Here is a 25,512-nt window from a genome sequence, read left to right as displayed (position 1 = left end):
AATAATACTTTCCTATTAGTCAATGGCGACATCCTGCCATTCCCCTTTCACCAATTCACGGGTAGATTTAAACCCGATCTCTTTCAGCAATTTGAATGCCTTTTCCCGTCCGTCGTTTACCAGGTCAGGATAATGGCAGTCGGAATTAACCATCACGGGGATGTTCATCTCTTTCAGTAATCCGAGGTACTCTTTCCGGGGAAATAGCTGTTGCTTCTTTTCCAGATTTTTGGTGTTTATTTCAACCATCAATCCTTTTTCAGCTATCAGGTCGAGGGTTGCTCTGAACGGTTCCTGATACCAGGCTGCGTCAAAAGAGAAACCTTCGCATTTGTGCCCGTTCATATATATTTTATCCATATGGCCGACAATATCGATACCGCCGGCTTCTATCATTTTCAGTGTCGAATCATAATAACGGGTTACCAACTTGCGGATATCTCCTTCAAAATAACGTTCTACCGATGCTTTATAATCAGCGAAGGAACCGTCGATACAGACCATATTCTCTTCACTCAGATGTTCTGAGATAGGAAGGAAATGGATGGAGCCGATGCGGTAGTCCAACGGAAGTTCCTGGAAATAAGGGATGGATGGGTTGTAGGTTTCATCCAGATAGTCAATTTCCAGGGCTGTATATATTTCTAACCGGTCGCTGTATTTCTTTTTCAGCCGGTCTATTTCAGCCAGGTATTCGGGCATGTCGTTTTTCGACATGTTCCAGAAGGTCTCGAAGGGCAGGGGGGAGTGTGATGAAAATCCATACGCCCGGAAGCCATGGGATATAGCGAACTTTACAAAGTCTTCAGGCGTACTGCGCCCATCACAGAATGTACAATGACTGTGATAATTACTAAGTTGCATAAATATTCTATTGTCGATTGTTTTAGGAATACAAAGATAGAAAATCTTTCTGAACATATTGACCGGGACTGTTGTTTAATAGTTGAGAGATTGTTAAACAGGTGATAATTTATAAGAGATATGAACAGACGAGAAAGATTGGAACTGGAGGTTTCGAATATCCAGTCGAAGGTAGATAATGCTCCGAAAGATATTCCTTCCCATATTTTAGATTCGTGGAGGAAAGATATAGTCAGTCTGGAGTTTGAGTTGAACAACCTTGTCGATGGCGAGGAAGATAATAATTATTGATAGGCATATTTATAGGTTAATAGATTGTTTTAGGAAGAAAAGAAGCGGCAACATCGGGATGTTCCGCTTCTTTTTTTCAATCTTTTATTTGATGACATTCAGCTCTTTACCAACTTTGATAAATGCTGCAATGGCTTTATCCAGATGTTCTTTTTCGTGGCCGGCAGACAACTGAACGCGGATACGGGCCTGGTCTTTCGGAACTACCGGATAGTAGAATCCTGTTACATAAATGCCTTCTTCCTGCATTTTTGCAGCAAAGTCCTGAGACAACTTGGCATCATACAACATCACGGCGCAGATAGCAGACTGTGTCGGTTTGATATCGAAACCGGCAGCCAGCATCTTATCGCGGAAGTAAGAAACGTTGTTCATCAACTTAGTATGCAGTGCGTCGCTTTCTTTCAGAATCTTGAACATTTCCAGACTGGCTCCGACGATAGCCGGTGCTACTGAGTTAGAGAACAGATAAGGACGTGAACGCTGGCGGAGCATGTCGATAATTTCTTTTTTACCTGTAGTGAAACCACCCATGGCGCCACCGAATGCTTTACCTAATGTACCTGTGAAAATATCTATTTTTCCATATACATTATATTGTTCTGCCACACCGTGACCTGTCGGACCGGCTACACCGGCTGAGTGAGATTCGTCGACCATGACCAGTGCATCGTATTTTTCTGCCAGTTCGCAGATCTTGTCCATCGGGGCAACGTTACCGTCCATAGAGAAGACACCGTCTGTGGCGATGATGCGATGACGCTGTGCCTGAGCTTCCTGCAAGCAACGTTCCAGGTCAGCCATATCGGCGTTGGCGTAGCGATAACGTTTTGCTTTACACAAACGTACACCGTCAATGATGGAGGCGTGGTTCAACGCATCGGAGATGATGGCATCTTCTTCGCCGAACAACGGCTCGAACAAACCACCGTTTGCATCGAAACAGGCGGCATACAGAATCGTATCTTCTGTTTTGAAATAATCGGAAATAGCGGCTTCCAATTCTTTGTGCAAATCCTGTGTTCCGCAGATGAAACGAACGGATGACATACCGTATCCGTGAGAATCCATGGCATCTTTAGCTGCTTTAATCAGACGCTGGTTGTCTGACAGACCAAGGTAATTGTTGGCACAGAAGTTTAAAACATTACTTCCGGCATTTACTTTAATGTCGGCTCTTTGTGGCGTAGTGATAATACGCTCGTTTTTGTACAATCCGGCTGCTTTAATGTTAGCCAGTTCCTGTGTAAGGAAATCTTTCAGTTTACCGTACATAACTTTGTTTTTTGTTAGTATTTTTGAATCAAGTAGACTATTTAGTTAACAATTGATAGTTGAAAAGTAACAGTTAGTTCGTTTTTGTTACAAAGGGCTGTCAACAGTTAATAGTCAACTCTCAACTGGTGAAGCAAAGGTCATATTTTTTTTTGAATATTAGCATGAAAAAACACAAGAAAATCGTGCGGGAACAATTTTATTCTCTATACCTTTGCCGCAGAAAAAACTTAAAAGAACAATAAAAACGCAATGAAGAATGTATTAATTATCGGTTCTACCGGTCAGATCGGCTCAGAGTTAACCATGGAGTTGAGAAAACGTTATGATGGCGACATCGTAGCAGGTTATATATCCGGAGCAGAACCCAAAGGTGAACTATTGGAATCAGGACCTTCTGCACTTGTTGACATAACAAACGAACAGCAGATCGCCGAGACAGTGTCTAAATATAAGATTGACACAATCTATAATCTGGCTGCATTGTTGTCTGCCGTTGCTGAAGCAAAGCCTCAGTTAGCCTGGAAGATCGGTATGGGTGGATTATTCAACGTACTGGAAGTAGCACGTGAAATGAAATGTGCCGTATTTACTCCGAGTTCTATCGGTGTATTCGGTAATAACACTCCGAAAGACAAGACTCCGCAGGATACGATCCGTAACCCGCGTACGATGTATGGTGTGACTAAAGTTTCCGGCGAGTTGTTGAGCGACTATTATAATATCCGTTTCGGTGTAGATACACGTTCGGTTCGCTTCCCGGGATTGATTTCTTACGTAACTCCTCCGGGTGGTGGTACAACTGACTATGCAGTGGATATTTATTATTCGGCCGTAAAGGGTGAGAAGTTTGAATGTCCGATCGCTGCCGGTACATTTATGGATATGATGTATATGCCGGATGCATTACATGCCGCTATCCAGATTATGGAAGCCGATCCTACACGTCTGCAACACCGCAACTCATTCAATATTGCTTCTATGAGTTTCGATCCGGAAATTATAGCAAACAATATCCGTAAATATATTCCTGACTTCCAGATGGAATACAAGGTTGATCCGTTGCGTCAGGCGATCGCTGATTCATGGCCTAACTCGCTGGACGATACTTGTGCCCGTGAAGAATGGGATTGGAAGCCGACTTACGATCTGGATACAATGACTAAAGACATGATCGCAAAACTGAAAGAACGTTTCGGTAAATAACAAATATAAGAGGTTTGTTGATGGGAGGGGATATCCGGTTTAGGGTGTCCCCTTTATTTTTAAGTGGGGTGGGTAATAAAGTTTCCTGTAAAGGATGCTTCATTTTATATGTTTTAGAGCATGTTTTAGCTAAACAATGTTAATGTGATGCATTTTTCTTGCAAATATTATGCTGAATAACATAAAACCCCTATATTTGCACTGTGTTTTTCATATGTAAATAAATTGCGCTCCCTATCTCAAGAGAGCCGTTTAAACCATTAATAAATTGATTTTTTTAGAGTTCAGACAAAACAAAAGAGAGCACTTGTATAGATACAAATGCGGTTGGCTATTATCTTTGGGCATTTTATAATTTTACAACAGCTAAGAAAAAAAATTTCATACACGCGTTAAAGGACTCGCAGTCTTGACCGCTTAGCAGTTGAGATCAGTTTCATGAGCGACCTCTTGCTGTTTCTTACGACAACAAGCCAGTAAAAATCGACCTTCTCTATGTTTTTAACCTACTTCTGGGATTGGACCATCATCACGGCTGATTTTAACTTTATAGCCAAGTGCTTCCAGCTCTTTCTTCAAGTAATTTTTCCGTTTCTGCTCCATCCTTTGGTTGAGATATTCCGCACCGAGTTCCTTATACTCACAAGCCTCTTTCAGTACATGCCATACCGATTTCAGGATCGAGTGTCCTACTGCTACTAAAGCCCTCTTTTTCCCTCGACGGGCGGCTAAACGGTGATAACGTGCACTGTAAAAGGTGTTCTTGGTACGGGTGGCTGCCCACGCAGCCTCCGTGATTACGGCTTTCAACTGTTTGTTGCCATGGGTGGTTCTACCACTTTTTTTTTACCTGCGCTCTCGTTATTGCCAGGACAGACACCGGCCCACGAAGCCAGGTGCTTTTCGGTTGGAAAGGCTTCCATATCCACACCTATCTCTGCTATCAGGTCTTCAACCGTTTTCCGGCTAAGTCCGGGGATCTTCTGCAAGAGTTCCATCACATTCTCATAAGGAGATAAAACCTCTTTTATACGGCAGGTAAGGTCAGCTATGATGGCTTTCGTCTGTTCCATATCTTTACGGATGGTCTGCAACATATAGATGTGATGCGGTTCTATAAAGCCTTCACAAGCCTGATAAAGAAGTTCCGGACTGGCTTCAAGTTTTTTATGATAGATGCAAGTTATGTCATCCATTGTTACATGACCCTTATCGATCAACATATCTATCAGCTTGTTCGCCACGACTCCGTCCAGGCTGCACACCACGCTGGAAAGTTTGATGTTACAATCTTCCAGGATACGAACAATACGGTTTTTCTCAGAAGATACATGCTGGATCAACTTGTTACGGTAACGGGTTAAATCACGAAGCTCACGTTGTTCACGCTCCGGGATATAACTCGGTTTCAACAAACCTGCTAAAAGCAGTTTGCAAATCCAGGCACTATCCTTTTTATCCGTTTTGTGCCCGGGAACATACTTGATGTGCCGTGCGTTCACGATCCAGACTTTCATATCAGGACATTCAAGAATCTTATAGACCGGCTTCCAGTAAACACCGGTACTTTCCATGGCTACATGCGTAATGCCACTGGATAATAACCATTCTTTTAATTCTGTCAAAGAACTACTGAAGGTCTTGTAACTGCGGGTTTCAGTTTTGAGACCTTCGCCACTTATCGTAGCAACTACCATGTCCTTGTGGACATCTATTCCACAACCCCGGAGGATGACTTGTTCAAAAGGTACTGTTTTCATTGCATTCGTTTTTTCGAGTGAATGACACTAAAGTAAACAATACCCCCCTATTTACATGCTCTTGGACGAAATTTATTTCATGGATGTTTCATGGTATTAGATTTAAGGTTAACAATGAAGATTGGCTGTCCGTGATGGATAGCCTTTTTTTTGTTTATATGTGTCTGGATTTGCTATTTCGTAGAAACCATGTTACTGTATTTTTTCGGGTATCCTGAGAGGATTGCCAGTAAAGCGCCGAATCCCAATAAATAAGGATAGTATAGGTACTGCATAATCTCGAGAGGGGAGACCTGGCCTAATCCTGAAGCCATTAGCAACTGTGCCCCGTAGGGGATGATTCCCTGAATGAAACAAGAGAAAATATCCAGAATACTTGCGCTGCGGCGTGGGTCGACTTTGAAACGGTCTGCAATATCTTTTGCGATCGGTCCCGCCATGATTAGGGCAATCGTATTGTTTGCCGTACAGAGATTGGCAAAGCTGACCAATGCGGCGATACTCATTTCCGCTCCTTTGGAGGAATGGATGCGGGAAGTCAGTTTGAGGATGATCCAGTCGATACCTCCATTGTAACGAATCATTTCCAACATGCCTCCTGCCAGTAAAGTGACGATAATCAGTTCACCCATATTGGTTATACCGAGTCCCATTGAAGCTGTCCAGCCCCATATGTCGAAACCTCCTGTCAGCAATCCGACAATGCCGGAGAGCAGGATACCGATAAATAAGACCAGCATTACATTGACTCCGCAAATGGCGGCGACAAGGACTACCAGGTAAGGAACCACCTTTGTCCATTCGATCGCTCCGGCTGTGTAATTGCTGTCGATACCGCTTCCAACCAATACATATATTATACCTGTAATAATAGCGATGGGGAGAGCGATACGGATGTTCACTTTAAACTTATCATTCATGTTACATCCCTGTGTTCGGGTGGCAACGATCGTAGTGTCGGATATGAAAGACAGATTGTCGCCGAACATGGCCCCGCTTACAACCACTCCGAGCATCAGGGCATCGGGCATTCCCGTCTTATCGGCAATACCTACTGCCACTGGGGCGAGGGCGACGATTGTACCTACGGAGGTTCCGACTGAAATAGATATAAAGCAGGCAGCCAGGAATATACCGGCAGCCAACAGGTTTCCGGGCAGGATCGACATCGCCAGATTGACGGTTGCATCTACGGCTCTCATTGCTTTGGCTGTCTGGGCAAACGCCCCGGCGAGAATAAAGATCAGTACCATCAGCATGATATTGCTGTTGGCAGCTCCGCGGCAGAATTGTTCGATACGGTTGGACAGTTTTCCTCCCTTGGATATGGCGATAGCAACGACAGATGATATAACAAACGCTACGGTGATAGGCATCTTATAAAAATCGCCTGCCAATATCGATACGACCAGATAGGTGAGCAGGAATACCAGTAAAGGTATGAGTGCCCAGGCATTAGGCGTATGATTTAAAGGAGAGTTAGAAGGAGAATCGCAACGCAATACGCACCCCTCCTTTCTTTATATTCGGTTCATCCAGATAGGTAAGCCGTCGATAATAATCTATACGAAGAATCTTGAAGATGTTTTCCAGACCGACGCTTGCTTCCATATAGGGTGTTTTGCCCAAAGGACGTGTTCCGTCGGGCAGGAGGAACAGATTCGGTGTCAAGGCCGGATTGTTTTTATCCGTCAGTCCTCCGTAGATACCGTTGAAAGAGATTACTTCACGTAACCTTAGCCATTTGATACCCGGGATACGGTTTAATATCCAACCTTTTAAATAATAAGTTGCATTGAATGAAACATATTGGTCTGTCACAAACTCCAGGGCATTCATCATGTGGAATGCTTCCGGCTGGATAGTAATTGACTGGTTGGTATTCGGCAGGATCAGCAGCGGGAAAGGTACTTTGTTCCAGACTTTTCCGGCTTTCAACTGTGTATCGATATGCCCGAACGAGGATAACCAGATACGTTTTTCCGCACTGACTTCCGTATGATTGTAGTTATATTCTCCACCCAGTACCCCTTTGAGACCCAGCTGATGTGACAGTTTGAAGATAGGAGCATCCTTCGACAGGTTGAAGACCGATTCTTTTCCGGAGCGTCCGTCGTAAGAGCGTTCACCGGGAGCGAAACGGAGTTGTGTTCCGATTTCAGAGGTTGTAATATCCTTTTTTTGAATCAATGTGCCGTCTGCTTCTTTCTCGATATACTTGAGCGTTCCGGCAGCCTGGTTATTCTGGTTATATACCCATGATCTCCACGTAAGGCCGTTCAGCCATTCCTTTTCGTACTGGAACATGGATTTGCGGATATACTGCATTTTAGTTACCGGTTCGCCTACTTTCCAGGCAACAAAGATGTTATCCTTGCTGGTGAAAAGGAAATCCTGTCCGGGGGTATATACGTCATATTCCTGGATAAAGGATAAATTATTGACCGGACTTTCTCCTTCGTGGTATAGTTTTTTGTTGAAGCTATGTGTCAGTTTTACATTGTATTTCAGTTTACGGTCGTTCGTTCCGTAGGCGAGATATCCGCTGGCGAACCAGTAAGGATTCAGGTTGGCTGTCGTCATACCGCCGATACGTAGACGGACACCTTCCAGACTGTTACCGCTGATTGTCGTGTTCATCGGACCGAAGTCGAATTTGGTGGATTTCTTATCGCCGGCTGTCGGAATATATCCGGATATAAGTATTTCTGCTGTTTTGATGATTACATTGAATGCCGGGACTTTCCGGAGTTGGGCCAGCAGGTCGTCCAAGGCATTTTCTTTTTCTTTCAGAGGCACATGCCGGTTGTTTATCCAGAAGGTATCGGGCTGTTCGATTGCTACAGGTAATGTATGGAGTGAACCCAGCAGGTTGAATACGGAGTCTGCTTTCGCCTGTTCTATGTTGAAATTGTATTTGTCGTAATTCCTGAGTTGGTGCGCATAGAGCTGCTGGGCGCCTTTTACCAGGTAGAAATTGACATAGGTGTTTTCGTTCTTTACCACCCAGGTACTGTCCGGCATCCGTTCAAATTCCTGTTCGATGCGGAGTTTGTCCACCCAGTTCAGGTTGATATTGGCGGGGGTGTTCAGCAGAAATTTTTTTAAGGCATAATTACCGTCAAGAGTGATGTATAACCTTCCGGTAAAACCGTAACTCTGGCTGTTGACTGGAACGAAAGCCAGGTCGACACATTTATCGCCTCCTATATCGAGGGTATCCATGATATAGTATTTATAATAGCTGGTAGCCAGGGTGGAGGACAAGGGGCTGACGAAACGGTTCAACAGGATATTGATATTATTATCGAAGATGTTGATGCCCTGAAATATTTCTTCCAGGTTGGAGGTGATGCCCCCGCCGTCATCCAGAGTTTGGTCGACGCCTTGCATACGTTTGCCTTTGACAATCGTTTTTTCTGTTTTCGGATGTTTCCGGTAATATCTATCTGCAATTGTTTCACGAACGGAAAGGGTCAGGATGGGTTTACCGTTAAATTCGGAACTGTCCAGGTAGTTCTTGATGAATTTGAATTTCTTCATGAACTTGTTTTTCTCGAAATCCGGGTTGAAGTCATCCAGGGAGAGAGAGAGTTTTTCGTATACCTCGGTTTGATATTCGTCCTTGGCTTCGATGCGGTTGTCGTTCTTATGTTCGATTACTTTTTTAATCAGTTCGACGGCCGGATTGTCTTTACGGGAATATTTTTCTCTTTTGGGTTTGACGATAACTTCGGATATTTCGAAGGCGGTAGGACGAAGGTCAATGGTAAGCCCGTCATTCTTCTGTCCGGTTTTCAGGTCGAGTATTTTAGTGTCGTATCCTAATGATGCGACAGCCAGCTTGTTATAACCTTTATCGTTCTGTAAGGCGAAAGCCCCGTTGTCGTCGGTCATTGCCCCAATGGTTGAACCGTCAAAATAGACGGAAACAAAAGCCAAAGGTTCTCCGGTTATTGAATCCTTTACGATACCGGATGCAGAGGTCATGCTTTGTGCATATAAAACGGCAACACCGGTCACTGCCTGCAACAGAACCAATAATACTATTAAGTGAATTCTTTTTACCATGAAACTAACGTTATTCCTTCTCGGATAATGCAGTTGGCAAAGGTAAGCTTTTTCCCCGTAGGAGCGGAGTCAGCCTTATTAATAATATTTAATCAAGGAGGATGCAGGAGCCGTTTACAACGACTTTATATTCTCCCTATTTACCGGATTCTTGCCTTCCGGTGTATATAAATGATCGATGCGGGAAGCATAGGCTTTTTCTACTTTTCCACGGACAATCTTCATTGTACTGTTAACCATGCCGTTTTGTTCGGTGAACGGTTCGGGCAAGACGGCAAATGTGGTGGGTAGCCAGCGATCGGGGAACATAGATGACAAGTCACCCCCTTTACGGAAACGGTCGATCTGTTTTTGGATGATACGGATGGCTTCTTCTTTTCCTTTTTCCGTATTCAGATCGAGTTGCAGGTGGGAGAGATGTCTTTTCAGATGGTCTTTGTTCGGTACAACCAAGGCAACCGTATAAGGATTCTGGTTGTTGTAAAGCAACAGTTGGTCGATGCAGGAAGAATGTTCAACCAATGCTTCTTCGATACCTTCCGGACTGTATTTTTCGCCATCGCTACCGATCAGCAGGCTTTTGAAACGGCCTAATACATATAATAAGCCGTCTTTACCCATATATCCCATATCCCCGGTGTAAAGCCAACCGTCTTTAATGGTTTCGGTCGTAGAAGCCGGATTTTTCCAGTATCCTGCCATGACATTTTCTCCGCGGATAACAATTTCGCCTTTTTCTCCGAGGGGAAGTTCTTTACCTTCCTGGTCGCATATTTTCAGGTCAAGCGGTTGAACCAGTACGCCGCTGCTTCCAAACCTGTGGTGGCGCGGGCCGTTGGTCGAGATGACAGGGGTTGCTTCGCTAAGCCCGTACCCTTGATACATCGGCAGGCCGATGGCATAATAGAACTTTTGTAAATCCTTATCCAGCAGGGCACCGCCGCCGATAAAGAACTTCAGTTCGCCGCCAAAGTTTTCACGGACTTTAGAAAAGATGATACTATCGAACAGGCTTACAACCGGCTTTAGCAGGAACCGCCAGCCACGACCTTTGTCATCGCCGCCATCCCCATTATAGGTATATGCCACGTTCAGCCCCATGTGGAACAGACGGTTGACCATGTTACCCTGCGCCCGGATGCCTTGTTCGATATTCTTCTTGAAGTTCTTGGCAAGGGCCGGGACACTCAATATTAAATACGGCTTAAATTCCTTGATGTTTACAGGGATATTCTTTAACGTCTCCATACCGGTTCTTCCCACCTGTACGGTAGCTACCGAAGCTCCTTTATACATAAATATATAGAAGCCTACCACATGGGCAAAGCAATGGTCGAGCGGAAGGATAACCAGCGTGCGCCAGGTATCGTCGATATCTACGCAGGTAAGTGATTGCTCCACGTTAGCCGTGTAATTGCGATGAGTGAGGATAACGCCTTTCGGGTCGGCAGTTGTTCCGGAGGTGTAGGTGATTGTGGCATAATCATCGTTGGTAAGCGATTGTCCGATTGCCAGAAACTCTTCCAACGGATGCGCACTGAGGTATTCTTGCCCCATTTCTATTACTTTAGAGAGGGGAATTTCTTTTTCCTGATATTCTTTTTGGTCGTCGAAGATGATGATTTGCCGGAGCAACGGCAGTTTATCGACGATAGAACGTATTTTCTTCAACTGGTTGCCGGATACCATAATATATTTTACATCGGCATGTGTCAGACGGAACAACAGGTCGTTTGCCTCTTCCAGTTTGATAGAGAGGGGGACATTGGTGGCTCCGGCGTAGAACATCGCCAGTTCACCGATGATCCAGGCGTTGCGGCCTTCGCTGAGCAGGGCCATGTTGTCGCCTTTCATTACTCCCAGGGCAACCAGTCCGGCGCCCAGCGTGTAAACCTGTTCCCTTACCTGTGTGTAGGTGGTAGGCTCAAATTTGTTTGTTGTCTTTTCCCATAAGAACGGGTTGTCGGGATATTGTTTCACCGAGTTTTCAAAAAGGTCTACCAATGTTCTTTTCATGACATCTTCATTTTATCCAATTAGCTTTATATTGTCGGAACTGATAATCTCCGCGTTGTTTGTGCCTCTTATAATAATGCCATAGTCCAGATAAAAATCGTTTATGGCATCGATACTGAATATCGTACTATTGAATGCAGATAGTAAATTGGGAAATGAAACGATAGCGTATACTTCTTTTTCCTGAGGTAAAATGCATTTATCTTTAAAGAATTGAACGGTCTGCTTTATTTGCTCAATCATATTATTCGGATAATCGTTTCCTTTCCTGAAAGCAGCGATCTCGTTTTCTGCATATTTCATTTCTACAAAAAGAACCCAATCTGTATCTTTATAATTATCGGGGTAAATAACACATTCGCATTGACGGGCCTTTTTCTTTTTGCTGTATTGTAATGCGTTTTCGCCGAATGCATCCACAAGAATGGACATGGCCGAATCATTCCTTAAGCAAACAGAGTGGATTAGTTTTCCTGTATTCGGGTTAACCGGAACACGATCATGTACTTTCAGATTTTCGCTCGTGAACTTTTTCCAATCAACGATATGGATGCTTGTATATGAACATGGATAAACCTGATGTTGTTGTATAGAATCATTTATCCGTGTTTTCATTTTGTTCTTTTGATATACTTAAGCATTGCATAATATTCATCCATTACTTCATTCATTATTGTGTTGAAATAATGATCTCCGATTGTATTCAGTCTGCTATTCTTAATATCTACTAACTTACCATCTTTTATTTCCCATGCGGATACCAGCGACGGATCTATCCATGATTGTCGGCTAGCCAGACTTTCCTGTTCCGTTTTCGGCATTGTCTCTTTTACTTGAAAGCCTAACATGCAGTTATTCAGGGCATAAAGGATGTAGGGACTATGGGTGGTGAGAATTAATGAGTCGTCTTCACGTTGCTGAACACTGCTGATGAGATTGTATAGTATATCTCGTTGGGTAGACGGAAATAGATTAAGTTCCGGTTCCTCAATAAAGAATCCGGTACCTGCTGTTGCGATATATGGAATAATATATGGCTCTAGTTCTGTAAATTGTATGCCGCCATCCTGCTTACTTAAAGTACTTATCAAAATATTTAGAAATCTGGAATCCCTCTCCTTAGAAGCTATACTTCTTGGTTCTTCATTTGTATATATCCACTCTGCAAAATAAGATCGCAATACGACTAAAGGGATCATAGATTGTAAACCACTGGATGCATCCATTAGTTGAATAACGGTACCGTCCTGATTTTGAATATAATCCATATCGCTCTTTTCGTCATAGTAATAGTCTATCTCTAAAAAGGGCAGATGAATATGTTTCTCAGGAGTGAATATTTTGCGGGCATTGTTCCAGTCTGCCATAAAATTCCTTATGTTGTTGTTGGGCAGGCTGACTTCTTTCCAGTCGGAAATCATCGAAACAATATTTCTTTCGGCAGGAATATATGACAGTTTTATCCTTTTATATCCAAACTGGTTCTTCCAATTTATGACAGGTTCTTTATCTTTATATATATATTTCAGATTAATTGTTTCTGAATGATATTCTATTTCTGAAGTTTCCTTAAAATAGCCGGTGAGTTTGTGGAAACGAGCTAATTCTTCAATAAATACACCTTCTTTGAGGAAGTAATCAAAAGATTGATCTAATGATATTTTCTTTTCCACCCAAGAACAGTAACATGCAATTTTATTGATAGTACTTTTCCCCGAACTCTGGGGGCCCATGATTACATTGACTTTGTTTAGTTCAATGTCTGCATATCTTATCGGACCTATATTTTTAATTCTTAAATGTGGCATATTATATTCTTATATTAATTCTCGCAAATGTAAAGAAATATATTTGAACCGAGTTGCTTACAATGGTTTATTCGTGAGAAGTCTTTGTCTTCTCTATTTCTTCAAGCAGCATGCAGGCAGCCTCTACTGTACTCACATTTTTTATTACGATACTGCGCTTACCGTTCTGGTCCCGGAGATTACATTCGCGGGGATGTTTTTGTATAAAGGCCAGCAATTTGTCGAAAGCCTCGCTCTGATAGTACGGGCTTTCGGAGTTGGATATGAGGATGATGTTCATCTGCCCCTTCTTTAATACTACTTTTTCCATTCCCAGCTTCTTGGCCATACGGCGGAGGCGGACGATACGGATCAGTTCTTTTCCTTCCTTCGGAATTTTGCCGAAGCGGTCTTTCAGACGTTCCGTGAAGGCCAGTATATCCCGTTCTTCTTCCATATTATCCAGTTCGCGGTAGAGAGAGACACGTTCCGAATCGTTGGGGATATAGGTGGGTGGGAACATCAGTTCGAGGTCGCTTTCGATATGAGTTTCGCGGATATATTCGCTGCCGGAATCCCGTTTGCCGTTGTCGGAATCGGCATACAGGTCGGCAAACTCATCGCTTTTCAATTCATCGACAGCCTCTTCCAGAATCTTCTGGTATGTTTCATAGCCGAGGTCGGCGATGAAACCGCTTTGCTCGGCTCCCAGCATGTTACCGGCACCACGGATATCCAGGTCCTGCATGGCGATATGGATACCGCTACCCAGTTCAGAGAAGTTCTCGATGGCCTGCAAACGCCGGCGTGCCTCCTGTGTCAATGAAGAAAGAGGCGGGGAGAGCAGGTAACAGAAGGCTTTGCGGTTGCTTCGTCCTACACGTCCGCGTAACTGGTGCAGGTCGGACAGGCCGAATTGCTGTGCGTTGTTGATGATGATTGTGTTGGCATTCGGTACGTCGATACCGCTTTCCACAATGCTGGTGGCGATCAAGACATCGTATTCGTAATTGACGAAATCGAGGATGATCTTCTCCAGTTTTTCCGGTTCCATTTGTCCGTGACCGACTGCTACGCGGGCATCGGGTACTTCACGGCGAACCAGATTCTCTATCTCGTAAATATTCTGGATACGGTTATTGATAAAGAAAACCTGTCCGTTACGGCTCATCTCGAAATTGATCGCTTCACGGATAATATCGGGGTTGAAACGCTCCACTTCCGTCTGTACCGGATACCGGTTGGGCGGGGGAGTGGTGATGCTGCTCAGGTCGCGGGCACCCATCAACGAGAACTGCAAAGTTCGCGGGATCGGTGTCGCTGTCATTGTCAGCGTATCCACATTCACTTTCATCTGACGAAGTTTTTCCTTAACGGATACGCCGAACTTTTGCTCTTCATCGATGATAAGCAATCCCAGGTCTTTGAACTTGACATCTTTGCTGACAATACGATGCGTACCGATCAGGATGTTCACCTGACCGTCGGCGACATCCATCAACGTCCTTTTGATCTGTGCCGTAGTCCTTGCCCGGCTGATATAATCGATCCGGCAGGGGAAATCTTTCAGACGCTCCGAAAAAGTCTGGAAATGCTGGAAAGCAAGAACTGTTGTAGGAACCAGTACGGCTACCTGCTTGTTATCGGAAACGGCCTTGAAGGCAGCACGGATCGCTACCTCTGTCTTGCCGAAACCTACGTCACCACAGATCAGGCGATCCATCGGACGTAAACTTTCCATGTCTTCTTTCACTTCGCTTGTCGCTTTCATCTGGTCGGGCGTATCTTCATAAATGAAGCTCGCTTCCAGTTCGTGCTGCATGAAGCTGTCCGGCGAGTAGGAGAAACCTGTCTCCTGTTTGCGTTGGGAGTAGAGAAGGATCAGGTCGCGGGCAATGTCCTTGACCTTCTTCTTTGTCTTTTCCTTCATCTTCTCCCAGGCACCGGTTCCCAGCTTGTTCAGCTTGGGCGGTTCGCCGCTGTCTTTTCCTTTATATTTGGATAGCTTATGCAGGGAATGTATGCTGACGAAGATGATATCGTTGTTCTGGTAAATCAGCTTGATAGCTTCCTGTATCTTGCCGTTTACTTCGGTGCGTACCAGGCCGCCGAACTGCCCGACGCCATGGTCGATATGCACGATATAGTCGCCGGTCGTGAACTGGTTCAGTTCTTTCAGTGACAACGAGAGTTTTCCGCTGCGGGCCTTTTCGCTTTTCAGATTGAACTTGTGGAAACGATCGAACAGCTGATGATCCGTAAAGAGACAGATACGCAGCGCGTCATCGGTAAATCCTTCATGGATGGTCTTGTTGACCGAAGTGAAAGGGATATTTTCTCCCCGGTCCTCGAAGATCGCCCGGATACGGGTTGCCTGTTTTTCTACGTCACTCAATATATATAATGTATAGCCACTCTCCAGATAGTTACGGAAAGAGTCGCTCACCATGTCGAAATTCTTATGGTAAATAGGCTGTGCCTGTGTACTGAATGTAAGGGTGGCATCCGCTACTCCTGCCGGGCGTGTACCGAAATGTATCCGGCGGAAGTTGAGGGCTGCCCGGAGGAAATCTTCTCCAGTCACCAGTCTGGCACGCATTCGGCTGATGTCGGCAAACGATTCTTCGTCACCGACAACCGGCTCTTCGTTCCACAGGCTGCCGATACGTTCCTTCGTCCATGCCAGGTCTCTGGCTGCCAGGATTGTTTGTGCAGGCAGTGAATCCAGCAGCAGGGTGTTGGTACGGTCGCTTTTATTCATTTCCGGCACGATATAGATACTCTCCAGTTTCTCTTTGGAAAGCTGGGTTTCCACATCGAACGTACGGATTGTCTCCACTTCCTTTCCGAAGAAGTCGATACGGTAAGGAAATTCGTAGGAGAAAGAGAATACGTCCAGGATACTGCCGCGCAGGGCATATTGCCCCGGTTCGTAGACATAGTCCACCTGTTCGAATCCATATTCGTCGAGCACGTCGGACACGAACATATTATCCAGCTTCTCGCCGACACTGATCTTTAGAGTGTTCTTTTTCAGGTCGTCGCGCGATATGACCTTTTCAGCCAGTGCATCGGGATAGGAAACGATCACGAAGGGTGCTTCGGGGTCCTGGAGGACACTGAGCACTTCGGTCCGCAGTATTTCATTTGCCGGATCGATATGTCCGTATTTGATGGCCCGGCGGTAAGCGGACGGGAAAAAGTAAATCTCATTGCTTCCGGTCAGCTGCATCAGGTCGTGATAGAAGTAGCCGGCTTCTTCCTGGTCGTTGAGTATGCACACATAGTTGCCCCCTCTTTTTAAAAAAAGAGAAGCGATTGTCATTGCTGCGCCCGAGCCGTTCAACCCTTTCAGGAAAATGTTATTTGACGTATTACCGTTCAAAAGGGTATCCAATGCGGAAACTTGTGGGTGGGCGGCGAATATTTTAAGTAATTCTTGTACCTCCATTAAAATTGTTGTCTGTTGACAAGTAACAAATGACAGCAACAAATGTTACTGAAATGTTTGGCAAAGGTAGCTTTTTTGTTCAAAATAATATAGAGTAATAAGTTTAAATCAACTAAAATATGTACCTTCGCATTCGGGTTGATAACCGATTGCCGACAGTTCTGCGGGATAGTTGCAGTAAATCTGTCAACTGTCACTTGTCAACTGTCAATTAATAAAAGAAGTATATGTCAGACAGTATTGTTATTATTCCGACCTACAACGAGAAAGAGAATATTGAGAATATTATCCGTGCGGTATTTGGGTTGGAAAAGGAGTTTCATATTTTGATTATAGATGATGGCTCGCCTGATGGAACAGCGGATATTGTAAAGCGATTACAGAGTGAATTTCCTGAACGTCTTTTCATGGTAGAAAGGAAAGGTAAGTTAGGGTTGGGAACTGCCTACATTTGCGGTTTCAAATGGGCGATCGAACATAAGTACGACTTTGTCTTCGAAATGGATGCCGATTTCAGTCATAATCCGAATGATCTTCCGAAGTTATATGCCGCCTGCACGGAGCAGGGGGGAGATGTGGCTATCGGTTCGCGTTACAGCAATGGCGTGAATGTGGTGAACTGGCCGCTGGGACGTGTATTGATGTCATATTACGCATCTGTCTATGTCCGCTTCGTTACCGGGATGAAAGTACAGGATACGACTGCCGGTTTCAAATGCTACCGTCGCGAGGTGCTTGAGGCGATCGATCTCGATCATATTCATTTCAAGGGATATGCTTTCCAGATAGAGATGAAGTTTACGGCGTATAAATGTGGTTTCAAACTGGTGGAAGTGCCTATTATCTTTATCAACCGCGTATTGGGAACATCGAAGATGAACTCTTCCATATTCGGGGAAGCGTTGTTTGGCGTGCTTAAACTGAAGTGGTGGAGTTTATTCCGCAAGTATCCGCAGAAGAAGTAAAGGGGATAGCTGGTAATAGAGGACGGATTCGTTACAATTTTTTTCGCCATTATTATATTTGTCAGGATTAATTATGGTAAATTTGTTGCTTTCAGTACTAAATTCAATATCATGAAGCTTCTTACAAACACATTCTTGTTAGCCGCATTCTTGTTTTTACCCGTGCGTGTGTTCTCGCAAACACAGCAGGACGAACTGGAGCAGATCCGTCAGAACTATATCGGGACCTTGATCAGTTCCAATGATGAATCGGATTTACTCAACCGCATATTGTCCGGTATCCCGCCTGAGACGGAAATGTCTGATCAGGTCGTTGTGGAACTGCATCAGCGGTATCCCTTCAATATGGAGAAGATCAAAGGATATATGGAGAGTATAAATGAAGACGGTTCCTGGCCGGATATCAACTATACAGATACCAAACGCTCCGGATGGGATGCCAAGAAGCATGCCGACCGTATACTAGAGCTGGCAAAACTCTATCATGCCGAAGGACCTTCGTGCACCTGGTCGCCCCGCTTCTCTACGGTTATTCATCAGGCGCTCGGTTATTGGTTCCGCATGAAACCTGTTTGCAAGAACTGGTGGTATAACGAGATCGGCATCCCGAAAACGTTCGGGCCGGCTTTCCTGCTGCTCCGTATGCAGATGACACCCGACGAACTCAAAGAAGCTGTGAAAGTAATGGATAACGCCCGTTTCGGCATGACGGGGCAGAATAAAGTCTGGCTGGCAGGAAACGTACTTGTCAAAGGCCTGCTGACAGACGATTATGCCTTGGTAAAGGCTGCCCGCGATACGATCATCTCTGAAATAACCACCGGGCGTGAGGAAGGTATTAAAAGCGACTGGAGCTTCCACCAGCACGGGCCGCAACAGCAGTTCGGCAACTACGGGCTGGCTTATCTCGGTGAGATGAGTTTCTATTCAGGATTGTTTGCCGGGACTTCCTTTGCTTTGAATGCCGAACAGCAATCTATCCTGAATAATTTATTAACGGAAGGCTATCGCTGGATTATCTGGCGCGGCTATATGGATGTGAATGCCCTCGACCGGCAATTGTTCCATAATGCCCCTATTCATAAAGCGTTGGCGATAGGATATGCCGCCAGTTCACTGAAGAAGGGCAGCACACCGGGCGATGTGCAGAAGATGGATGATTTCCTGAATGACAATTTCCCTCCCCAACCTGCGCAGGGGACAGCCTTTACCGGACAGAAACATTTCTGGGATTCAGACCAGACTATCCATCGCGCACCGGGGTGGATGGCCTCTGTCAAGATGGCTTCCAAGCGGGTGATCGGTACTGAGTTAGTAAATGAAGATAACCTGAAAGGCTTTTATATGGGTGACGGCGCTACTTATATATACCGTAACGGCGATGAATATCTGAATGTGTTCCCGTTCTGGGACTGGCGTAAGGTCCCGGGTATTACTTCGTATGAAAGCGATGCGCCTATCCCTTCTCCCCGTACTTACGGGGCTCATGTCCGTAATGAAACGACTTTTGTCGGTGGTGTAACGGATGGCAGTACAGGCATGACCGCCATGATCCTGAACCGTGACGGAGCACATGCCCGCAAGTCGTGGGTTATCACGGACGATTTTGTGTTATGCCTTGGGGCGGGGATTCAGACCGACAGTACGCTGAACCTGGCGACATCGATCGACCAACGCTTGAAACAGGGGGAGCTGGCTTATTGGGAAAATAACCGTTGGAATCCTGTCGACGGAACCGTTACGATCACCGGGAAGGCTCCGCGTTTCTATCATGACAGTACCGGTTATATCCTGATGCAACCTGAAAACAGTGTGGCGATCTCAGAAAAACGTTCCGGCCGTTGGTCCGACTTTATGGGTTCATATATACCGCAAACAGTGGAAGGGGAGGTGGTCTCTTTATATATCCGCCATCTGAAAGAGGTACCCGCCACTTACCAATACCTGATACTGCCGGCCTCTTCGGCAGATCGTACAGCCACTTTCCGGACGGATGATATCCGGGTGCTTCGCAATGACGAGGCCATGCAGGCCGTAGCAGCCGGCAACCGTTTCTATGTCACCGCATATCAGGAAGGAACCATCCGCCTGTCGGATGATATAACACTGGTGGTACATACACCGGGTATCTATATGCTTTCTCCGGAAAACGGGAGACTCCGTATAGAGGCAAGCGATCCGACACATACACAATCGTCCTTGTCTTTAACGATCAATGACTACGATTTGAAGATAATGGTTCCTGCCAACCAGGCTCCCGGCCAGCCTGTTTCCGTTACCCCGGTTATCAGCGCGCCGTTGGTAAAGTCGATTTCCGTAGATGGCAAAAAAGACGATTGGCAACAGATACCTGTTGCCGTGTCGGGCCTGACCGCTCCCTGGAACGGGGCTGCTAAAGACCGGACCCGGTTCTCTGTCTGCCACGACAAGAAGAACTTATATTTCCTGTATGAAGTAGCCGATACTACCATTATATATAATAATGAAAAAACCGAGGCTTCGGTTGGGAGCAGTGACCGTATCGAGTTTTTCTTCAGCAAAGACCCGGCTATGGGCGATTATTATTGTGCGGAGATCGATCCGCGCGGAAAGGTCATGGACTATCATGCAAAGTTCTACCGCCAGTTTGATTTCGACTGGAACTTTAAAGGACTGAAACTGGGAACACATACCGGCAAAGACACTTATATCGTGGAAGGCTCCATCCCCTTGAAGAGCCTGGAAGAAATGGGCGTGATCTCACCGGACGGCGAGATACGTTTCGGTGTATACCGTGCCGATTATTACGGGCCGCAAGAGGAACAGGTGATCTGGTCGTCCTGGATCATCCCCGATGCCGCTAATCCGGATTTCCATATACCGTCTTCTTTAGGAGTATTGAAATTGCGGTAAGGGGTGGTTTGGAATTTATCAGAATTGAGAAGTATATTGTCATTATTATAAGTAATAGAGGAGAATATAAACAGTATTTTTGCTTGCATGTAAGATCAATGTAATTGCTTAATTCATGTATTATGGCGAAAATAACACACTTATTCTCTTTATGTATTCTTGTTTGTTTAGGTCTTTTGTCATGTAATAAGACAGAGACGTCTGCAAATCATCCATCCTTTGCCAGTATCGAGCAAGGCTTCCGTTCAATACCCGATAGTGTACAGACCGGTGTTTATTGGTACTGGATTTCTGATAATATATCGAAAGAAGGGGTGGAACGTGACCTGGAAGCCATGAAAGTGGCTGGTATTAATCGTGCGTTTATCGGGAATATCGGTATCGATGGCATCCCTTACGGCGATCATAAACTGCTGAGTTCCGAATGGTGGGAAGTGCTGCATGCCGCTTTGAAGAAAGCCACGGAACTGAATATAGAAATCGGAATATTCAACAGTCCGGGATGGAGCCAGTCCGGCGGTCCGTGGGTAAAAAGTTCACAGGCTATGCGTTATCTGGCCTCTTCAGATACGATTGTTGCCGGACCGGGACGTATGCAACTGACGCTACCTTCCGTTGGAAAAGATGAACAGGACGTCTGTGTTATCGCTTATCCGGCATTGGATAAGCCAGTGGCGGAAAAAAGCTGGGCGATAAATAAGAAGTCAGGGCAATCGTCCTCTTCCGTTCTGGTCTTTGATAAGGAAGCAACCGTCCGTACACTGATCTACCGGGTAAATACACCTTTTAAAACGACAGCCAAGCTGTGGGTGAAAAAAGGAGGAAAGGAAGAATTGCTGAGACAATTCGTGATCGACCGTAGTAACCCGGCACTGAATGTAGGCTTTGTCCCTTATGCGCCGGTCGTTATTTCCCTTCCGGAGACTTCCGCTTCACAGTTCCGCCTGGAAATGTCAGAAGAAGGAGAGGCTGCCGGAAATGTAACCCTTACATCTTCTCCCATGATGGAACGCTACCCGGAGAAATCGCTGGCTAAGATGTTCCAGACCCCGCTCCCTATGTGGGATGACTATCTCTGGGAAAAACAGCCTGCCGTTAGTGATGCCTCTTTGATGGTTTCGCCGGATGCGATAAAGAACGTGACTGAATTTTCAAAGAACGGTGTGTTGGATTGGGAAGTACCCGAAGGTAAGTGGGTGATCCGCCGGATGGCTATGTTGCCGACAGGTGTAACTAACTCGCCGGCTGCTCCCGAAGCTACAGGACCTGAGATCGATAAGATGAGCAAGAAACATGTCGCTTTCCATTTTGATGCCTTTATCGGTGATATACTGAAACGCATTCCGGAGGCTGACCGTAAAACATTTAAGGTAGTTGTTCAGGATAGCTATGAAACCGGAGGACAGAACTGGACCGACGATATGATCAGCGTATTTAAGGAACGTTACGGATATGACCCCGTTCCGTATCTTCCGGTTCTGGAAGGTACAGTGGTTGGTAATCCCGATATTTCAGACCGCTTCCTGTGGGATTTGCGCCGTTTGATAGCCGACCGTGTTTCTTACGATTATGTAGGTGGCTTGCGTGATGTTTGTCATCAGCATGGATTGACAACCTGGCTGGAAAATTACGGTCATTGGGGATTCCCCGGCGAGTTCCTGCAATATGGCGGCCAGTCCGACGAGATAGCCGGCGAGTTCTGGAGCGAAGGTTCCCTGGGGGATATCGAGAACAGGGCGGCTTCTTCCTGCGGGCATATTTATGGCAAGAGACGTGTCTGGGCCGAGTCGTTTACAAGCGGGGGACCTGCTTTTGGCCGCTATCCGTATCAGATGAAGCAGCGTGGGGACCGTTTCTTTACGGAAGGGATAAACAGCTCTTTACTGCATGTATATATCCACCAGCCGTTTGAAGATCGCGAACCGGGGTTGGATGCCTGGTTCGGTAATGAATTTAACCGGAAGAATACCTGGTTCAGCCAGATGGATGTCTTTACCGGCTATCTGAAAAGATGTAACTTCATGTTGCAACGCGGCGATTATGTGGCAGATGTAGCTTACTTTATCGGTGAGGATGCTCCGAAGATGACCGGTATCTGTACGCCTGAACTTCCTGTCGGCTATTCCTTCGATTATATTAATGGGGAAGTTTTGTTGCAGCGGGCATCGGTGGAAGACGGCCGGATTGTTTTGCCAAGCGGAATGAAATATCGTTTGCTGGTATTACCCCAACTGGAAAACATGCGTCCGGAAATTTTGCAGAAGATAAAGGAACTGTTGCAGGCAGGTGCCTGTGTGATAGGGCCTGCTCCGAAATATTCTCCGAGCCTGAGTGATTATCCGGCTGCCGACCGGAAAGTGCAGGCACTGGCTTCCGAGCTTTGGGGCGACCAGACAGAATCCGTACGGACAATAGGTAAAGGCCGTCTGTTTATGCCGGCAACTTCCCTGCAACCGGTATTGGAAGCCTTGAACGTCAAACCGGATATGCGTGTTAATTCCGGTACGCCTGTTTTGTTTATCCACCGTGCTACGGATGAAGGTGATATTTATTTTATCTCGAATCAAAGTGAAAATCCGGTTGATATAAACCCGTCCTTCCGTGTAGCCGGAAAATTGCCGGAACTGTGGAATCCGCTGACAGCAGAGATACGCCTTTTGCCGGAGTTCACCTGTGCCGACGGAGTAACTACCGTGCCGGTTCGTCTCGAAGGCTTTGAAAGCTCCTTTATTATCTTCCGTAAAAAAGGCACGCCGGTGAAAACAACTGCCCGGAATTATCCGGTCAAAGAAGTTCTGGCAACCGTTACCTCTCCCTGGCAAGTCGATTTTGAAAAGGGAAAAAGAGGACCGGAAGAAGCTGTAACCTTCCCGGCATTGCAGGACTGGACAGAAAGTACAGACCCGTCCATCCGCTATTTCTCAGGAAAAGCAATCTATACCAACCGGATCACCTTGGATGAGCTGCCTCAGAAGGCGCTTTATCTGGATCTGGGCAAGGTGATGGTCATGGCGAAAGTAAAGATCAACGGACAGTATGTTGGCGGCGTATGGACAACCCCTTACCGCCTGCCGGTTGGAGACTTCCTACGTAAAGGGGAGAACCTGATCGAAGTGGAAGTCGTGAATAACTGGAGGAACCGCCTGATCGGTGACGCTTCGTTGCCTGAAAAGGAACGCGGCACCTGGACAAACGTGAATCCCTGGAATGCAGATTCGCCTTTGCAATCGTCCGGTTTGATCGGACCGGTGGAAATACAGGCCTATTCTTACGAATAACCGCTCCTGCCTGCGTTGTTTTTGAATAGAATCATGTACATTTGTAACAAATAAAATACAAGGTATATGAATAAGATTCTGATAAAAAACGCTCGCATTGTGAATGAAGGCCGTATGTTTAAAGGCTCGGTCCTTATTGATGGAGATAAAATAGCAGAGGTGTTCGAGGAAGTTGTTCCCGAAACAGCCTCCAATGTACAAGTTATTGATGCTGAAGGAAAGCTCCTGTTACCGGGAGCAATCGACGATCAGGTACATTTCCGCGAACCGGGCCTGACACATAAAGGAGACATCGCTAGTGAAAGCCGTGCGGCCGTAGCTGGCGGTGTCACCTCTTTTATGGATATGCCAAATACCAAGCCTCAGACTACCACGATAGCCGACCTGGAATGGAAGTTGCAGCGCGGAGCGGAAACATCTGCCGCCAACTACTCTTTCTTTTTCGGCGGAACGAATGATAATATGGACGAGATCCGTAAGCTGGACCGTAGCCGTGTGCCGGGGTTGAAGCTGTTCCTCGGTTCTTCTACAGGCAACATGCTGGTGGATAAGAAGGAGAGCCTGGAGCGTATCTTCGGTGAAGCGGATATGTTGATCGCCATCCATGCGGAAAAGGAAGAAGTGATCAAACGCAATATAGCTTATTATACAGGCAAGTACGGCGAAGATCTCGACATCTCTTTCCATAGCAAGATCAGAAGCGAGGAAGCATGTTATGCCTCTTCATCCGAAGCTGTCGAACTGGCTACCCGTCTGAATTCACGTTTGCATATCCTGCATTTGTCTACTGCCAAAGAACTGACATTGCTGAGTAATGAGATTCTTTTGAGCGAGAAGAAGATCACCGGCGAGGTGTGTGTGCATCACCTTTGGTTCCATGACGGCGATTACGCTAAGTTCGGTAATCGAATCAAATGGAATCCGTCTATCAAGACGTTGGAAGACCGTATCGCTTTGCGCAATGCCGTTAACGATAATACGATAGATATCGTAGCGACCGACCATGCTCCGCATTTGTTATCGGAGAAAGAGGGCAGTTGTTTGAAAGCGGCTTCGGGTGGTCCGTTGATTCAGCATTCGCTGGTTGCCATGCTGGAGATGGTGGCAGAAGGTTGCTTCACGTATGAAAAAGTGGTGGAAAAGATGGCGCATATGCCGGCAGACCTGTTCCATATCGACCGGCGCGGTTATATCCGTCCGGGTTATTATGCCGACCTGGTCCTTGTCGATCCGGAGAAGAACTGGACGGTGGCTCCCGAAAATATAGTATATAAATGCGGATGGGCACCTTTTGAAGGGACTACCTTCCATCATAGTGTCAGCCAGACTTTTGTCAACGGGCAGTTGGTGTATGACAATGGCGTCATAAACGACGAAGTCCGGGGGATGGAAGTACGGTATATATAGATTTTTTGATGCGGGTATTCCCTAATGTCTCACTATGGCACACAGATGACACAGATTAAACAGATGAACACAGATTTATATTTCTGAAAGCAATTCTTATTTGTGTAGATCTGTTTAATTTGCGTGCCATTTACGTACTTTAGAAGTAATACACCGGATTGTCCAAAAAAGTCTTATCCGAATGCTTGCCGATTGAAATAATCCCTATATTTGCGGTACCTCTTGCTATTTGGGAGGCAACCAAAATTT

The 25,512-nt window shown here is 45.7% G+C and carries 16 protein-coding genes; 6 read left to right on the top strand and 10 right to left on the bottom strand.

The window, feature by feature from the left end; all coding sequences use genetic code 11:
• Positions 1 to 15: 15 nt before the first annotated feature.
• Positions 16 to 864, bottom strand: a complete 849-nt coding sequence (locus K6V26_RS11375) for a histidinol-phosphatase (protein ID WP_224265378.1) — start codon at positions 862 to 864, stop codon at positions 16 to 18.
• Positions 865 to 984: 120 nt separating this feature from the next.
• Between K6V26_RS11375 and K6V26_RS11370 the strand changes: the two genes are divergently transcribed.
• Complete coding sequence (locus tag K6V26_RS11370) at positions 985 to 1,155, top strand: hypothetical protein (protein ID WP_224265377.1); 171 nt, start codon at positions 985 to 987, stop codon at positions 1,153 to 1,155.
• Between the two features lie 84 nt (positions 1,156 to 1,239).
• On the opposite strand, the gene kbl is transcribed toward K6V26_RS11370, so the two are convergent.
• Complete coding sequence (gene kbl / locus K6V26_RS11365) at positions 1,240 to 2,430, bottom strand: glycine C-acetyltransferase (protein WP_186961826.1); 1,191 nt, start codon at positions 2,428 to 2,430, stop codon at positions 1,240 to 1,242.
• Positions 2,431 to 2,682: 252 nt separating this feature from the next.
• Here kbl and K6V26_RS11360 point away from each other — a divergent pair, with 252 nt between their 5' ends.
• The gene (locus K6V26_RS11360) at positions 2,683 to 3,636 is read left to right on the top strand and encodes an NAD-dependent epimerase/dehydratase family protein (protein WP_007656131.1); all 954 of its coding nucleotides are present in this window, start codon (positions 2,683 to 2,685) and stop codon (positions 3,634 to 3,636) included.
• Between the two features lie 501 nt (positions 3,637 to 4,137).
• On the opposite strand, the gene K6V26_RS11355 is transcribed toward K6V26_RS11360, so the two are convergent.
• From K6V26_RS11355 to mfd, 8 genes are all read right to left on the bottom strand, one after another.
• A complete protein-coding gene (locus tag K6V26_RS11355; protein ID WP_007657317.1) occupies positions 4,138 to 4,446 on the bottom strand; it encodes a hypothetical protein in 309 nt (102 codons plus the stop codon).
• Positions 4,443 to 5,396, bottom strand: a complete 954-nt coding sequence (locus K6V26_RS11350) for an IS110 family RNA-guided transposase (RefSeq protein WP_010800681.1) — start codon at positions 5,394 to 5,396, stop codon at positions 4,443 to 4,445. The genes K6V26_RS11355 and K6V26_RS11350 overlap by 4 nt, the downstream gene beginning before the upstream one ends.
• Positions 5,397 to 5,569: 173 nt before the next feature.
• Positions 5,570 to 6,898 (bottom strand): Na+/H+ antiporter NhaC family protein, encoded by a 1,329-nt coding sequence (locus K6V26_RS11345; protein ID WP_224265376.1) that lies wholly within the window; start codon positions 6,896 to 6,898, stop codon positions 5,570 to 5,572.
• Positions 6,876 to 9,467 (bottom strand): DUF5686 and carboxypeptidase-like regulatory domain-containing protein, encoded by a 2,592-nt coding sequence (locus K6V26_RS11340; protein ID WP_224265375.1) that lies wholly within the window; start codon positions 9,465 to 9,467, stop codon positions 6,876 to 6,878. Before K6V26_RS11340 ends, K6V26_RS11345 begins: the two co-directional genes overlap by 23 nt.
• Before the next feature lie 114 nt (positions 9,468 to 9,581).
• The gene (locus K6V26_RS11335) at positions 9,582 to 11,483 is read right to left on the bottom strand and encodes an AMP-dependent synthetase/ligase (RefSeq protein ID WP_122329008.1); all 1,902 of its coding nucleotides are present in this window, start codon (positions 11,481 to 11,483) and stop codon (positions 9,582 to 9,584) included.
• 12 nt (positions 11,484 to 11,495) lie between these two features.
• A complete protein-coding gene (locus tag K6V26_RS11330; RefSeq protein WP_010802873.1) occupies positions 11,496 to 12,098 on the bottom strand; it encodes a hypothetical protein in 603 nt (200 codons plus the stop codon).
• On the bottom strand, positions 12,095 to 13,291 hold the full coding sequence (locus K6V26_RS11325) for an AAA family ATPase (protein WP_195439602.1): 1,197 nt from the start codon (positions 13,289 to 13,291) through the stop codon (positions 12,095 to 12,097). The genes K6V26_RS11330 and K6V26_RS11325 overlap by 4 nt, the downstream gene beginning before the upstream one ends.
• Positions 13,292 to 13,358: 67 nt before the next feature.
• Positions 13,359 to 16,721 carry a transcription-repair coupling factor gene (mfd, locus tag K6V26_RS11320; RefSeq protein ID WP_048316016.1) on the bottom strand — a complete coding sequence of 1,121 codons (3,363 nt, stop codon included), beginning with the start codon at positions 16,719 to 16,721 and terminating at the stop codon, positions 13,359 to 13,361.
• A gap of 227 nt (positions 16,722 to 16,948) precedes the next feature.
• On the opposite strand from mfd, the gene K6V26_RS11315 reads away from it, so the two are divergent.
• From K6V26_RS11315 to K6V26_RS11300, 4 genes are all read left to right on the top strand, one after another.
• Positions 16,949 to 17,686, top strand: coding sequence for a polyprenol monophosphomannose synthase (locus K6V26_RS11315; RefSeq protein ID WP_007656150.1), 738 nt, complete (start codon positions 16,949 to 16,951; stop codon positions 17,684 to 17,686).
• 111 nt (positions 17,687 to 17,797) lie between these two features.
• Complete coding sequence (locus tag K6V26_RS11310) at positions 17,798 to 20,578, top strand: polysaccharide lyase family 8 super-sandwich domain-containing protein (RefSeq protein WP_224265374.1); 2,781 nt, start codon at positions 17,798 to 17,800, stop codon at positions 20,576 to 20,578.
• 122 nt (positions 20,579 to 20,700) lie between these two features.
• The gene (locus K6V26_RS11305; protein ID WP_224265373.1) at positions 20,701 to 23,856 is read left to right on the top strand and encodes a glycosyl hydrolase; all 3,156 of its coding nucleotides are present in this window, start codon (positions 20,701 to 20,703) and stop codon (positions 23,854 to 23,856) included.
• 66 nt (positions 23,857 to 23,922) lie between these two features.
• Complete coding sequence (locus K6V26_RS11300; RefSeq protein ID WP_224265372.1) at positions 23,923 to 25,263, top strand: dihydroorotase; 1,341 nt, start codon at positions 23,923 to 23,925, stop codon at positions 25,261 to 25,263.
• Positions 25,264 to 25,512: the final 249 nt, after the last annotated feature.

Origin of the sequence: Parabacteroides goldsteinii, from assembly GCF_020091425.1 — a bacterium.
GTDB lineage: Bacteria > Bacteroidota > Bacteroidia > Bacteroidales > Tannerellaceae > Parabacteroides > Parabacteroides goldsteinii.
The sequence above is the reverse complement of the archived record's forward strand: the minus strand, read 5'-3'. Positions and strand labels throughout refer to the sequence as shown.

Coding starts and splice junctions, on each gene's coding strand:
- K6V26_RS11330 (WP_010802873.1), bottom strand. CDS start 12,098: ATGAAAACACGGATAAATGATTCTATACAACAACATCAGGTTTATCCA.
- mfd (WP_048316016.1), bottom strand. CDS start 16,721: ATGGAGGTACAAGAATTACTTAAAATATTCGCCGCCCACCCACAAGTT.
- K6V26_RS11300 (WP_224265372.1), top strand. CDS start 23,923: ATGAATAAGATTCTGATAAAAAACGCTCGCATTGTGAATGAAGGCCGT.
- K6V26_RS11340 (WP_224265375.1), bottom strand. CDS start 9,467: ATGGTAAAAAGAATTCACTTAATAGTATTATTGGTTCTGTTGCAGGCA.
- K6V26_RS11325 (WP_195439602.1), bottom strand. CDS start 13,291: ATGCCACATTTAAGAATTAAAAATATAGGTCCGATAAGATATGCAGAC.
- K6V26_RS11305 (WP_224265373.1), top strand. CDS start 20,701: ATGGCGAAAATAACACACTTATTCTCTTTATGTATTCTTGTTTGTTTA.
- K6V26_RS11370 (WP_224265377.1), top strand. CDS start 985: ATGAACAGACGAGAAAGATTGGAACTGGAGGTTTCGAATATCCAGTCG.
- K6V26_RS11310 (WP_224265374.1), top strand. CDS start 17,798: ATGAAGCTTCTTACAAACACATTCTTGTTAGCCGCATTCTTGTTTTTA.
- kbl (WP_186961826.1), bottom strand. CDS start 2,430: ATGTACGGTAAACTGAAAGATTTCCTTACACAGGAACTGGCTAACATT.
- K6V26_RS11375 (WP_224265378.1), bottom strand. CDS start 864: ATGCAACTTAGTAATTATCACAGTCATTGTACATTCTGTGATGGGCGC.
- K6V26_RS11350 (WP_010800681.1), bottom strand. CDS start 5,396: ATGAAAACAGTACCTTTTGAACAAGTCATCCTCCGGGGTTGTGGAATA.
- K6V26_RS11335 (WP_122329008.1), bottom strand. CDS start 11,483: ATGAAAAGAACATTGGTAGACCTTTTTGAAAACTCGGTGAAACAATAT.
- K6V26_RS11315 (WP_007656150.1), top strand. CDS start 16,949: ATGTCAGACAGTATTGTTATTATTCCGACCTACAACGAGAAAGAGAAT.
- K6V26_RS11360 (WP_007656131.1), top strand. CDS start 2,683: ATGAAGAATGTATTAATTATCGGTTCTACCGGTCAGATCGGCTCAGAG.